This window comes from Methylopila sp. Yamaguchi, from assembly GCF_002897035.1.
GTDB lineage: Bacteria > Pseudomonadota > Alphaproteobacteria > Rhizobiales > Methylopilaceae > Methylopila.
In genome coordinates, this window is the sequence record NZ_BAUX01000006.1 from 187,818 (window position 1) to 199,836 (window position 12,019).

General features: G+C 69.8%; 14 protein-coding genes. 12 read left to right on the forward strand and 2 right to left on the reverse strand.

Going from position 1 to position 12,019, the window contains the following annotated elements; translation table 11 throughout:
• Genes METY_RS09300 through METY_RS09315 form a run of 4 tightly spaced genes read left to right on the forward strand, consistent with a single transcriptional unit; the run spans position 1 to position 4,563 of the window.
• On the forward strand, positions 1–1,230 hold the full coding sequence (locus METY_RS09300) for a hypothetical protein (protein ID WP_103121104.1): 1,230 nt from the start codon (positions 1–3) through the stop codon (positions 1,228–1,230).
• Complete coding sequence (locus tag METY_RS09305; protein ID WP_103121105.1) at positions 1,227–2,885, forward strand: formylmethanofuran dehydrogenase subunit A; 1,659 nt, start codon at positions 1,227–1,229, stop codon at positions 2,883–2,885. Before METY_RS09300 ends, METY_RS09305 begins: the two co-directional genes overlap by 4 nt.
• Positions 2,882–3,778 (forward strand): formylmethanofuran--tetrahydromethanopterin N-formyltransferase, encoded by an 897-nt coding sequence (gene fhcD / locus METY_RS09310; RefSeq protein ID WP_103121106.1) that lies wholly within the window; start codon positions 2,882–2,884, stop codon positions 3,776–3,778. The genes METY_RS09305 and fhcD overlap by 4 nt, the downstream gene beginning before the upstream one ends.
• Positions 3,775–4,563 carry a formylmethanofuran dehydrogenase subunit C gene (locus tag METY_RS09315; protein WP_103121107.1) on the forward strand — a complete coding sequence of 263 codons (789 nt, stop codon included), beginning with the start codon at positions 3,775–3,777 and terminating at the stop codon, positions 4,561–4,563. The genes fhcD and METY_RS09315 overlap by 4 nt, the downstream gene beginning before the upstream one ends.
• On the opposite strand, the gene METY_RS09320 is transcribed toward METY_RS09315, so the two are convergent.
• Entirely contained in the window at positions 4,553–5,008 is a 456-nt protein-coding gene (locus METY_RS09320; RefSeq protein WP_103121108.1) for a hypothetical protein, read from the reverse strand. The two genes, METY_RS09315 and METY_RS09320, sit on opposite strands and share 11 nt — an antisense overlap.
• A gap of 100 nt (positions 5,009–5,108) precedes the next feature.
• Here METY_RS09320 and METY_RS09325 point away from each other — a divergent pair, with 100 nt between their 5' ends.
• Positions 5,109–6,230 carry a PQQ-dependent sugar dehydrogenase gene (locus METY_RS09325; RefSeq protein ID WP_200819638.1) on the forward strand — a complete coding sequence of 374 codons (1,122 nt, stop codon included), beginning with the start codon at positions 5,109–5,111 and terminating at the stop codon, positions 6,228–6,230.
• Between the two features lie 7 nt (positions 6,231–6,237).
• Here METY_RS09325 and METY_RS09330 read toward each other — a convergent pair whose 3' ends face one another.
• Positions 6,238–7,122: a LysR family transcriptional regulator gene (locus tag METY_RS09330; RefSeq protein ID WP_103121109.1), complete on the reverse strand. Its 885-nt coding sequence runs from the start codon at positions 7,120–7,122 to the stop codon at positions 6,238–6,240.
• Between the two features lie 90 nt (positions 7,123–7,212).
• On the opposite strand from METY_RS09330, the gene METY_RS09335 reads away from it, so the two are divergent.
• From METY_RS09335 to METY_RS09365, 7 genes are all read left to right on the forward strand, one after another.
• Complete coding sequence (locus tag METY_RS09335; protein ID WP_103121110.1) at positions 7,213–7,623, forward strand: CidA/LrgA family protein; 411 nt, start codon at positions 7,213–7,215, stop codon at positions 7,621–7,623.
• Entirely contained in the window at positions 7,613–8,311 is a 699-nt protein-coding gene (locus METY_RS09340; protein ID WP_444849080.1) for an LrgB family protein, read from the forward strand. Before METY_RS09335 ends, METY_RS09340 begins: the two co-directional genes overlap by 11 nt.
• A 197-nt stretch (positions 8,312–8,508) precedes the next feature.
• A complete protein-coding gene (locus METY_RS09345; protein ID WP_103121112.1) occupies positions 8,509–8,880 on the forward strand; it encodes a hypothetical protein in 372 nt (123 codons plus the stop codon).
• A complete protein-coding gene (locus tag METY_RS09350; protein ID WP_103121113.1) occupies positions 8,877–9,404 on the forward strand; it encodes a dihydrofolate reductase in 528 nt (175 codons plus the stop codon). The genes METY_RS09345 and METY_RS09350 overlap by 4 nt, the downstream gene beginning before the upstream one ends.
• 158 nt (positions 9,405–9,562) lie before the next feature.
• Positions 9,563–10,849, forward strand: coding sequence for a protease modulator HflK (hflK, locus tag METY_RS09355; RefSeq protein WP_103121114.1), 1,287 nt, complete (start codon positions 9,563–9,565; stop codon positions 10,847–10,849).
• Entirely contained in the window at positions 10,846–11,751 is a 906-nt protein-coding gene (hflC, locus tag METY_RS09360) for a protease modulator HflC (RefSeq protein WP_103121115.1), read from the forward strand. Before hflK ends, hflC begins: the two co-directional genes overlap by 4 nt.
• Positions 11,748–11,933, forward strand: a complete 186-nt coding sequence (locus METY_RS09365; protein ID WP_103121116.1) for a DUF2065 domain-containing protein — start codon at positions 11,748–11,750, stop codon at positions 11,931–11,933. The genes hflC and METY_RS09365 overlap by 4 nt, the downstream gene beginning before the upstream one ends.
• Positions 11,934–12,019 lie beyond the last annotated feature (86 nt).

The window sequence follows — 12,019 nt, forward strand, 5'->3', positions numbered from 1 at the left end:
ATGGCGGAAACGACGAGCCACGACGTCGTCTGCCCGTTCTGCGGGATCGGCTGCGACGACGTCACGCTCACCGTCGACGGCGCCGCCGTCACGGCGGCGGAGGGAACCTGCGGCCGCGCGGCGCAGCTGTTCGCGCGCTCCGGCGCTCCGGCGCCTTCGGCGCGGATCGCGGGCAGGGACGTCTCGTTCGAGGAGGCCGTGGCCGAAGCTGCGAAGCGCCTCGGCGCCTCCAAGACGATTGCCTATGCGGGCCTCGGGACCGACGTCGACGGCGTTCGCGCCGTGCTGAAGCTCGCCGCCAAGACCGGCGGCAGCGTCGACCACTACGCCTCCGAGGGCATGTTTCGGAACCTCGCGAGCTCCCAGCGCAAGGGCTGGGTCGCGACCACCTTCGCCGAGGTGCGGAACCGCTGCGACCTGTTCGTCGTGGTGGGCCCCGATCCGTCAAAAGCCTATCACCGAGTCTACGAGCGGGTGCTGCCGGCGACGGGTCGCTTCGTCGAAGGCCCGCGCCGCGTGGTCTTTCTCGGCGGCGCCCCGACCGAGGACGCCAAGAGCCAGCTTGAGGGTCTGAGCGTCGAGATCATCGCGACGCCCGAAGGCGGCCTGGTCGACGCGCTGTCGCAGCTGTCGGCGCTTGTGGCGGGGTCGGTTCCTCCCGCCGCCGGCCCTGAGATCAAGGCGCTCGCCGAGGCGCTGAAGGCCGCCCGCTACGGCGTGCTCGCCTGGAGCGCGGCCTCGCTCGACGACGACGGCGACCTCGTGATCGAACGCGCCGTCTCGGTCGTCGACGCGCTCAACGTCACCACCCGCGCAGCCTGCCTTCCGCTGTCCGGCAAGGACAACCTCACCGGCGCCTACCACGCCACGCTCTGGAACGTCGGTTTCCCATTGCGCGTCGGCTTCCGCGACGGTGTCTCGGACCATGACCAGACGGCCTACGCCACTGCGAACGCGGTCAAGGAGGCCGATCTCGTGGTCTGGACCTCGGCCTTCCGGCCCGAGCTTCCGCCAGCGTCGGCCGCTGCGGTCATCGCGCTTTCGCATCCGGACACCGTGTTTGACACGGAGCCGGCCGTGTTCATCCCCGTCGGACAGCCCGGGCTCGATCACCAGGGGCTCGCGTTCCGCGCCGACTCCGTTGTCGGTCTGCCGCTGCGCCGCTATCGCGACGCGGGGCTGAAGAGCGTCGCGGACGTCGTGACGCTCATTTCGGAGGCGCGCGCATGAGCGCCGTGCGGATCATCAACGGCCGGGTTCTGGACCCGGCGAACGGCGAGTCCAGCGTCGTCCGTGACGTCGTCATCGACGGCGGCCGCATCGTCGACGCCAAGGGCTTCTCCGGAGCGACGGAGACGATCGACGCCCGGGGCGGCGTCGTCATGGCCGGCGCGATCGACATCCACAGCCACATCGCCGGCGGCAAGTCGAATATCACTCGGCTGCTGATGGTCGAGGAGCAGCGCGCCAACCGCGAGCCCAAAGGCGACTTCTGCGGCTGTGGCGGCGGCCTCTCCACCATGACCGCGCACGCCACCGGATGCCGTTACGCCGAGATGGGCTACACCGCGGTGTTCGAGCCCGCGATGGTCGCGGCCAACGCTCGCCATATGCACGCCGAGATGAAGGACATCCCCTTCCTCGACACCGGCGGATACGTGGTGCTCGGCAACGACGACTTCCTCCTGGACCTGATCTCGAGCGGAGCCGGCCAGCAGGCCGTCAATGACTACGTCGCCTGGCAGCTCGCGGCGACCAAGGCGATGGCGGTGAAGATCGTCAATCCGGGCGGCATCAACGCCTTTAAGTTCAACCAGCGGAAGCTCGATCTCGACGAGGCGAACCCGCACTACGAGATCACGCCGCGCACGATCCTGACCACGCTGATCAAGGCCGTGACGGAGCTGGGCCTCGCCCATCCGATCCATCTCCACGGCTGCAATCTGGGGGTTCCCGGCAACGAGGACACGACGCTCGCGACCATCGCGGCGACGGAAGGACTGCCGCTGCACATGACGCATGTGCAGTTCCACTCCTACGGAACCGAGGGCGACAAGAAGTTCTCGTCCGGCGCGGCCAAGATCGCGGAGGCGGTCAACGCCAACCCGAACATCTCGATCGACGTCGGGCAGGTGATGTTCGGTCAGACCGTGACCGCCTCGGCTGACCTGATGTCGCAGCACCGCAACCGCGGCATCGCGTCGCCGAAGCGGTGGATCGGGATGGACATGGAGATGGACGCCGCCTGCGGCATCGTCCCCTTCGTCTACAAGGAAAAGTCCTTCGTGAACGCTCTGCAGTGGGCGATCGGGCTGGAGCTGTTCCTGCTGGTCGAGGACCCCTGGCGGATCTTCCTGACGACCGACCACCCCAACGGCGCGCCGTTCACCACTTATCCGCACCTCATTCGGCTGCTGATGGACAAGGACTTCCGCGACGAGCACTTCGCGCGGCTGCCGAAGGCGGTGCGCAAGCACTCGATCGTCGGCGAGCTGAAGCGCGAGTACACGCTGGAGGAGATCGCGATCGTCACCCGCGCGGCGCCCGCCAAGATCCTCGGCTTCAAGGACCGTGGCCATCTCGGCGCGGGCGCGGTGGGCGACGTGGTGATCTACCGCGACGATCCGGACCGCGAGGCCATGTTCACCAAGGCCGACTACGTGCTGAAGAACGGCCAGGTCATCGTGAAGGACGGCGAGATCGTCAGCATCGCCTACGGCCAGACCCACCAGGTCGCGCCGGACTACGACACGGGGATCGAGACGAAGCTCGACCGCTGGTTCGACGAGGCGATGGGCTTCAAGGCGAAGACGTTCAAGATCGCGGACGACGAGATCCGCGACGGGCAGGGCGCGGTCACCCACGCCACGACGAGGTCGGCATGATCCTGAACGGCGTCGAGATCCGCGATTCGTTCGCGGAGGCGTTTCCGATGGTCGGCACGCGCCTGATCATCACCGCCGACACCCCCAAGTGGGCGATGATCGCCGCGAAGACCATGACGGGCTTCGCGACCTCGGTCATCGGCTGCGGCTGCGAGGCCGGCGTCGAGCGCGAGCTCGCGCCCGAGGACACGCCCGACGGCCGTCCGGGCGTGGCGGTGCTGATCTTCGCCATGGACATCAAGGGCCTGAAGGCCGTCGTGCCGCTGCGCATCGGCCAGTGCGTGCTGACCTCGCCCACCTCCGCCTGCTACGCGGGCATGGAGGGCGGCGACGTCGTCTCCATCGGCAAGGCGCTGCGCTACTTCGGCGACGGCTGGCAGATCGCCAAGAACGTCGACGGCCGCCGCATCTGGCGCGTGCCTGTCATGGAAGGAGAGTTCGTCTGTGACCACGAGAGCGGCACGGTTTCGGGCGTCGGCGGCGGCAACATCCTGATTCTTGGAACCTCGCGCGCGGAAACGCTCGCGGCGGCGGAAGTCGCCGTCGAGGCGATGGAGAAGGTCGAGGGCTGCATCCTGCCGTTCCCCGGCGGCATCGTGCGCTCAGGCTCAAAGGTCGGCTCCAAGTACAAGGGCATGTTCGCCTCCTCGAACAACGCCTACTGCCCGACGCTGCGCGCGCAGACCGAGACCAAGCTGCCCCCGGAGGTCGCCTCCGTGCAGGAGATCGTGATCGACGGCGTCAGCTTCGAGGCGGTTTCGGCCTGCACCAAGGCGGGCATCGAGGCGCTGGTGGCGCTCGGGCGCGACAAGGGCGTGGTCGCGATCGACGCCGGCAACTACGGCGGCAATCTCGGCCCCTATCACTTCAAGCTGCGGGAGATCATGGCGTGACCGGCTTTGTCCTCACCCCCCGCGGCGCGTTCGACGCGCGCGTCGACCTCACGGGCGCGCTTCCCGGAGCAAGCGACCTCGAGCGGCTGTCGATCGGCTACGGCTTCCGGCGCGTGGCGCTCGGCGACCTGTTCTCCGTGTCCGGCTCCGGCGCGGATCGGCTGACGATCGCCGGCGGCTCGCCGCTGCTCGACCGGGTCGCGGCCGGGCTCACCTCGGGCGAACTCGTGGTCGACGGCGACGTCGGCGCTGAGCTGGCCAAGGGCGCGACGGGCGGCTCGGTCGTCGTGAACGGCTCGGCCGGCGCCTATGCCGCGAGCGAGCTCGCGGGCGCCCACGTCACCATCTCCGGCGACGTCGGCGAGCGGCTCGGCGCCGCCGGCGACGGGGCCCGGCGTGGACTCAGCTCCGGAACCGTCGTGGTTGGCGGTTCCGCTGGCCTTCGGGCGGGCGAACGCCAGCGCGGCGGCGTCATCGTCGTGAAGGGCGACGTGGCCGAAGGCGCCGCGACCGACCTGATCGCCGGCACCTTCGCGGTCGGCGGCGCGCTCCGCGGCCTCGCCGGACGCGGCATGAAGCGCGGCACATTGCTGCTGCGCTCCGCGGAGGGGCTGTCGTCCGGCTTCGCGGACGCCGGCGAGCACGACCTCGTCATGCTGCGAGTGCTGGTTCGCCGCTCCGAGGCGCTGGCCGAGCTGTTCGGCGAGGGCCTCACGCGCGCGCGGCGTTTCGCGGGCGATCTCAACGTCGCCGGCAAGGGCGAGGCGCTGATCGTCAGCGCCTGACGCGTCGGTCAGTATCGGTCAGGCGGGCGAAGACGAGCCCGCCGACAAGGCCGGTCGTGCACATCAGCGCAAGCCCGACCGCGCCTCGGACTGCGGCGACCAGCGTCGGCATCGGGGTGAAGAACCCCATGACCGCAAAGGCGGTCCAAAGCCCTGCGACGCCCGCGAGCCCCAAAATCGCCGTCCGCCAGCGCGGCGCAAAGCGCGTGGCGAGCAGGCCGACGAGGAGCGCGGGCAGAAGCGCCGCGCCCGCGATCGCCGCCATCACCGGTCCGAACCGCACGAGGTCCTCCGCGGTCGTCGCCGCGTTGAGGCCGAGGGTCAGCGGCGCCCCGAGAAGGGCGAGGGCGGCGAGGTTCACCTGCGTCTGCACGACGCTGGCGACGAGCGCGGTCGCGAGCACGGCGAGGCCAAACGGAAGCGCCAGTCGCAGAGCCTTGGTCACGGGTCTCGAATCCTCTCGCGCAGTCGTGCGGCGCTTCGCCCCTTGCCGCGCGGGGGCGCGACCCAACCCTTTGTAGCGCGCAACCCCACCGGAGCGACCCTTGCCACGCGCGTTCGCCGCCGCCGTTCTGGCCCTTGCCCTGACGCCCCTCGCAGCCCGCGCGGACGCGCCCCGCGCTGATCCCGCAAGCTACGTCGTCGAGATGGTCGTCGCGGGCCTCAATCGGCCGTGGTCGGTCGCCCTGTTGCCCGACGGTCGCCGCTTGATCACCGAAAGCGCGGGCCGGCTGCGGGTGGTCTCGGCCGCCGGTGAAATGCGGGACGTCGCGCTCGACGGCCTGCCGTCGATCTACAACGGCGGGCAGGGCGGCCTGATGGACGTGGTCCCGGACCCGGACTTCGCGGCCAATGGGTGGATCTACCTCACCATGAGCTACGGCGAACGCGGCGCCAACGGCACGCGGCTGGTGCGGGCGACGCTCGCCGGCGAGCGGCTCGAGGACGTCCGAACGCTGTTCAGCGGCACGCCGAAGAGCGGAAACTCCAACAACGGCGGCCGTCTCGCCTTTCTTCCAGACGGCACGCTGGTCCTCGCCATCGGCGACGGCTTCGATCGCCGGGAGGACGCGCAGGATCCCTCGAACCACCTCGGCAAGCTGGTGCGCCTCGACCGCGACGGCGGCGTCCCTGCCGACAACCCATTCGCCGGTCGGCCGGGGGCGGCGCACGAGGTGTTCAGCCTGGGCCACCGCAACGTGCAGGGCGCCGCCGTCGATCCCGCGGACGGCGCGCTGCTCGTCTCCGAGCACGGACCTCGCGGCGGCGACGAGATCAACCGCATCCGGCCCGGCGCAAACTATGGCTGGCCGCTCGTCACCGGCGGCCTCGATTACACCTTCGCCCGCGTCACCCCGTTCCGGGAGCTCACCGGCTACGAGGCGCCCCTGCTTGAGTGGACGCCTTCAATCGCGCCGGCCGGGCTCGCGGTCTACGCTGGCGCGCTGTTTCCCGGCTGGCGCGGCGACCTGCTGGTTCCCGCGCTAAAGGAGAAGGCGGTGCGTCGGGTCCGGCGGGAGAGCGGCCAGATCGTGGGGCAGGAGCTTCTGCTTGCCGAGCGCGACGAGCGGATGCGCGACGTGAAGGTCGCGCCCGACGGGTCGATCTACGTCCTGACGGACGGGCCGGACGCCAAGCTGCTGCGGCTGGTCCCGCCCGCGCGCTGACCGCGTTCTAAGATCCGGGGGACGCCTCGGCGCCGATCGCGAGCCAGGCGCGCGCTGCGTGGGAGAGGTAGGCGCCGCGCCGCCAGACCATCGCCATGTCCCAGCGCGCGGCCGGCTCCTCGAGCGTGACCCGGGCGACGCCGGGATGGGGGCGCTGCTCCACCATGAACTGCGGCAGGAACGCGACGCCGACGCCGAGCGCCGCCAGCTCCACGATGAAGTCGATCTGGCTGCTGCGCGCCGCGATCGACGGCTCGAAACCGGACGCGCGGCATGCGTCGAGCAGGATGCGGTTTAGCGCGAAGCCTCGCTCAAACAGCACGAACGGCTGCTCGCGCAGGTCCGCCATTCGAATCGAAGGGCGTTCCGCCAGCGGATGGCCGGTCGCGAGCAGCGCCGCCAGCGGCTCCCGCCGCACGATGCGCCATTCGAAATCGTCCGCGACCGGAAGCAGCGAAGCGGCGAGGTCGATCTCGCCCGCCCGCAGCAGCTCCTCCAGCCGATCGCTGCCGTACTCCACCAGCCGCACGTCGACGCCGGGGTAGCGCTGGCGGTACACGGCGAACAGTGGCGCGAACAGCGTGCTGCTGCCGATCGGCGGGAGCCCGAGCCGCAGCGAGCCGCGCTTCAGGCCCCGCACCTCGTCCAGCTCCGCGAGCAGATCGTCGCGCTCGGCGAGCAGCTTCACGGCGCGGCGGTACACGGTCTCGCCGGCGGTCGTCAGCGCGGCGCGGTGGCCCACGCGGTCGAGCAGCGTCATGCCGAGCTCGTCCTCCAACTGGCGCACGGCCTTGCTGACGGCGGACTGGGTCGTGAACACCGTCTTGGCGGCGTTCGAAAAGCCGCCCTGCCGGACGACCTCCACGAAGGCGCGCAACGTCCGGAACTCCATTATCATTCCTATAAGGACTGATCAAAAGTCTAACAAGTCATTATGGGCATAACGCATCGGGGTGTAGAAGGGGGCCTGGAGATTTTCGCCATGACCGCCGCCCGGATCGCCGTTTCCCTTCGCCGCAGCTTTCACCACAGCCGGCTCGCCCAGATCGCGTTGATCGCGGCGCTTTGGCTCGTGGGCGAGGCGGTCGTGCGCGTTTCCGGCGCGCCGCTGCCGGGCGCGGTGGTCGGCCTGGGGCTCACGCTGCTGCTGCTCGCCACCGGCCGGCTCAGCCTGTTCAGCCTGCGCCGCGGCGCGAACTGGCTGATCGCGGAGATGCTGCTGTTCTTCGTGCCGCTCGTCGTCGCGGTCGTCGACCATCACGAACTGCTCGGCCTGCTGGGTCTGAAGATCCTGGTGGTGATCCTGGGCGGCACCGCCGCCGTCATTGGGATGACCGCCTTCACCGTCGAGCTGTGCTGCCGTCTGGGGGCGCGCCATGGACATGCGGCTTGAGGCGTCGCTCGGCCAGGCGCTGCTCTGGTCGGCGGCGACGATCGGCTTCTATCTCGTCGCGAAGGCGCTCTACCGCCGCTGGCGGCTCTGGTGGCTCACGCCGCTCGCGGTGACGCCGGCGCTGGTCGTGGGGGCGGTTCTCGCGCTGCACGTGAGCTACGCCGACTACATCGGCGGCGCGGGTTGGCTGGCGGTGCTTCTCGGTCCCGTGACCGTCGCCTTCGCCGCGCCGATCTACGAGCAGCGCGGCCTGATTCGCCGGCATTGGCCGGTGCTCGCGGCCGGCATGGCCGCGGGCAGCGCGACCGCATTCCTGACCGGCTGGGGGCTCGCGACCCTGCTGGGGCTCGACGACGAGCTGAGGCTCAGTCTGCTGCCGCGCTCCATCAGCACGCCGTTCGCCATGACGGTTTCAGGCGACATCGGCGGCACGCCGGAGCTGACGGCCCTGTTCGTGATGCTCACCGGCGTCCTCGGCGCAGCCTTGGGCGACCTCATGCTGAACCACTTGCCGATCCGTTCCGCGCTCGCGCGGGGCGCGCTGTTCGGAGTCGCCGCTCACGGCGCGGGCACGGCGCGGGCCCATGAGATCGGGCGCGAGGAGGGCTCCATCGCCGGGCTGGTGATGGTGCTGGTCGGCCTGATGAACGTGCTGGCCGCGCCGCTCGCGGCGATGCTGCTCCGCTGAGAGCACGCGGACGTGCAACTCCCAAGGCCTTGGCTGGTGGCTGATCACCGCCATGTTCTCACCGCGCCTCGGGCTCTGCGCAGGAGAGCGTGGCGGCCCGCGGCGGGACGGTGTATCGCGTGGGATACGGACGCGTTCGCGCGACTCGGGGCGAATCTGTGGCGCGCGGACGGCGCGCGTGGGACGGGGAATTGACGATGCGGTTTTGCATTCAGGCGCTGCTGGCCGCGGCGCTCGTGACCGGAAGCGCGGCTGCGGCGGCGGCGCAGAGCACCCCGGCGCTGTACGCCCAGACGGAGCAGACGCTGCGCGCCAAGCTGAAGTCGGCTTACGCCGGACAGCCGGCCCGCTTCGGCTTCGAGAACTTCCGCCGCCGCAGTAACGGCAAGGACGAGGCGGTCTGCGGCCAGGCGACGATTTATCTCGGCCGCGACAAGCCGAGCCTCGTGCGCTTCGTCTACCGCTACAACGCCGGCGACGCGGCGATCGAGACCCTGGGCGCCGAGGACACGCGGACCGTTCAGGCGCTTTGGACGCCGCTCTGCCTGCGCGGCCGCCCGATCGAGTGAGCGTCCCTCTCGTCATCCTCGCGGCCGTGGCGCGCAATCGCGTCATCGGCCGCGACAACGACATGCCCTGGCGGCTGTCGAGCGACCTGAAGCGCTTCAAGGAGGTCACGATGGGCAAGCCGCTCATCGTCGGCCGCCGCAACCACGCCGCCATCGGCCGGGCGCTGCCGGGGCGCGAGACCATCGTGCTGACCCGCGACCGCAAGTTCCGGGAGGGTGGCGTCCACGTGGCGCACGACCTCAAGGACGCGCTCGGGCTGGCGGAGGCGCTCGCCGAGGAGATGGGCGCCGACGAGATCATCAGCGCCGGGGGCGGCGAGATCTACGCGCTGACCATTCCGCTGGCGCAGCGCATGCGGCTGACCGAAATCGACGCCGAGCCTGAAGGCGACGTGCTGTTTCCGGAGTACAATCCCGCGGAATGGCGGGAGACGTTCCGCGAGGCCCATCCGGCCGGCGGTCGCGACGACCATGCCTTCGTGTTTCGCGACCTCGTGCGCGAGCGCGGGCTGAAACGCTTGTGATCGAGGCGACCCGCTTTCGCCATTGACGGCCGATCACGCGCACGCCACCTGCGGAGCGCTTGAATCCCTTCGCGTTGAACGCGGGAAAGCCGTCGCCTATAAGCGGCGCGTGACATCGAACGGCGCGGGTTCCCGTCCGTCATCCTGAAGGAGCATCGATGCCCTGGAGCAACCAGAGTGGCGGCGGCGGAGGCGGCGGCCCTTGGGGAAGCAAGCCCGGCGGGCCTTGGGGACAAGGTCCCCAGCAGCAGGGCCCCACGCCGCCGAATCTCGACGAACTGATCCGCCGCGGGCAGGACCGTCTGCGTACCGTCCTGCCGGGCGGCGGCGGCGGATCGCGCGGCGTGCTGGTGCTGGCCGTGGTGGCGGTGGTGGCCTGGGCGCTCTCAGGGTTCTACCGCGTCGAAGCCGACGAGGAAGGCATCGTGCTGCGCTTCGGCGCCTACAACCGGACCACTCAGCCCGGCCTCAACTTCCATCTGCCCTATCCCATCGAGACGGTGCTGACGCCCAAGGTCACGACGCAGAACTCGATCGAGGTCGGCATGCGGACCAACGTCGGTCGGAGCACCGCGGTCTCCTCCCGCGAGGTGCCGCAGGAAAGCCTGATGCTGACCGGCGACGAGAACATCGTCGACGTGAATTTCTCGGTGGTGTGGATGATCAAGCCCGCCGACGTCAGCAGCGGCCGCCCGAGCGGCGCGGCGGACTATCTGTTCAATCTCCAGAACCCCGAAGGCACGATCAAGGCGGTGGCCGAGAGCGCCATGCGCGAGGTGGTCGGCCGTTCGAAGCTTCAGCAGATCCTGACCGAAGGCACGCCCGAGACGGAAGCCGCGAGCGTGCCGACCACGGCTCCGGGAGCTCCTCCGATCGAGCCGGTGCGGCCGAGGGAAGAGGTCCAGTCGGCCGCCGTCACAGCGGCGGCGGTCCGCGAACTCATGCAGAAGGCGCTCGACGGTTACGACTCGGGCGTCGAAATCGCTCAGGTCCAGCTGCAGAAGATCGCTCCTCCCGGCGACGTCATCGAGGCGTTCCGTGAGGTGCAGGCGGCGCAGGCGGATCGCATCCGCCTGACCAACGAGGCGCAGGCCTACGCCAACCGCGTCGTCCCCGAAGCCCGTGGCCGCGCGGCCCAGACCATCCAGGCGGCCGAGGGCTACAAGGCCGCCGTCGTCGCCGACGCGCAGGGACAGGCGTCGCGCTTCAGTCAGGTCGCGGCGGTCTATCGGACGGCGCCGGACATCACGCGCGAGCGGCTGTTCCTCGAGACGATGGAGCGGGTGATCGGGGGCGTCGACAAGGTCATCATCGATCCGAAGGCGTCCGGGCAGGGCGTGGTGCCCTTCCTTCCGCTCGATCAGTTGCAGGGCGCCGCCCAGCAGCAGAGCCAGCAACAGCGCCAGGCGCCGCGCGCGACCGTCGGCACGGGAGCGGGCCAATGAACCGCAACATCCTCGGCGGTTTCGTCGCCGCCATCGTCGTGTTCGCGCTCGTCGCGGCGTACAGCTCCCTCTACGTCGTGACGCAGACCGAGCAGGTCATCGTGCTTCGGTTCGGGCAGCCGGTCGACACCGTCACCCAGCCGGGCCTGCACGCCAAGCTGCCGTTCATCGAGAGCGTGACCCGCATCGACAAGCGGATCCTGGACCTCGACATGCCCGAGCGCGAAGCGACGGCGAACGATCAGAAGCGCCTCGTCGTCGACGCGTTCTCGCGCTACAGGATCATCAACCCGCTGGTGTTCCGTCAGGCGGTGTCGGCCTCCGTCGAGCAGGCGAACACCCGCCTCACAAACGTGTTGAACGACGCGCTGCTCGAGGCGATCCGTTCGAACAGCTTCCAGCAGATCGTCCGCGACCGGCGCGACCAGATCATGGCTCGCATCCGGGACCAGGCGAACCGCGAGGCCGCTCGCTTCGGTGTCCAGATCGTCGACGTCCGGATTCGGCGCGCCGACCTGCCGGAGCAGAACTCCAAAGCGGTGTTCGAGCGGATGCGCTCCGAACGCGCGCAAGAGGCGGCGCAGATCCGCGCGCGCGGAGCCGAGCAGGCGCAGGGCATCCGCGCGCGTTCGGATCGCGACGCGCAGGTCATCGTGGCGGAAGCGAACCGCGACGCGGAGATTACGCGTGGCCAAGGTGAAGCCGAGAAGACCAAGCTCCTTGCCGACGCCTACGGCGGCCAGCAGGATTTCTTCGCCTTCTACCGCTCGATGCAAGCCTATGAGGCGAGCATGAAAACGGGGACCCGGATGGTGCTGGCGCCGGACAGCGAATTCTTCCGCTTCTTCCAGCGTCCTTCGGGCCTACCTGCGGCTCCGGCCGCCCCCGCCCAGGCGCAATGACCGACCTGTTGGCCGCCCTCGGTCTCGTGCTCGCGATCGAGGGCGTGCTTTTCGCCGGGTTTCCCGGTGCCGCGAAAAGGGCGAGCGCGAACGTGGTCGCGACGCCCGAAGGCGTATTGAGGACGATCGGCCTGTTTTCGGCCCTCGTCGGCGTGATCCTCGTCTGGCTCGTACGAGGCTGAAGAGCGCCAGGCAGGTCTAAGGCGCCCCGGCCCCGTCCTCTTTTCGCCTTTTCGTCGTCGTGTAGAGTGGCGGCCGAAATCGGACG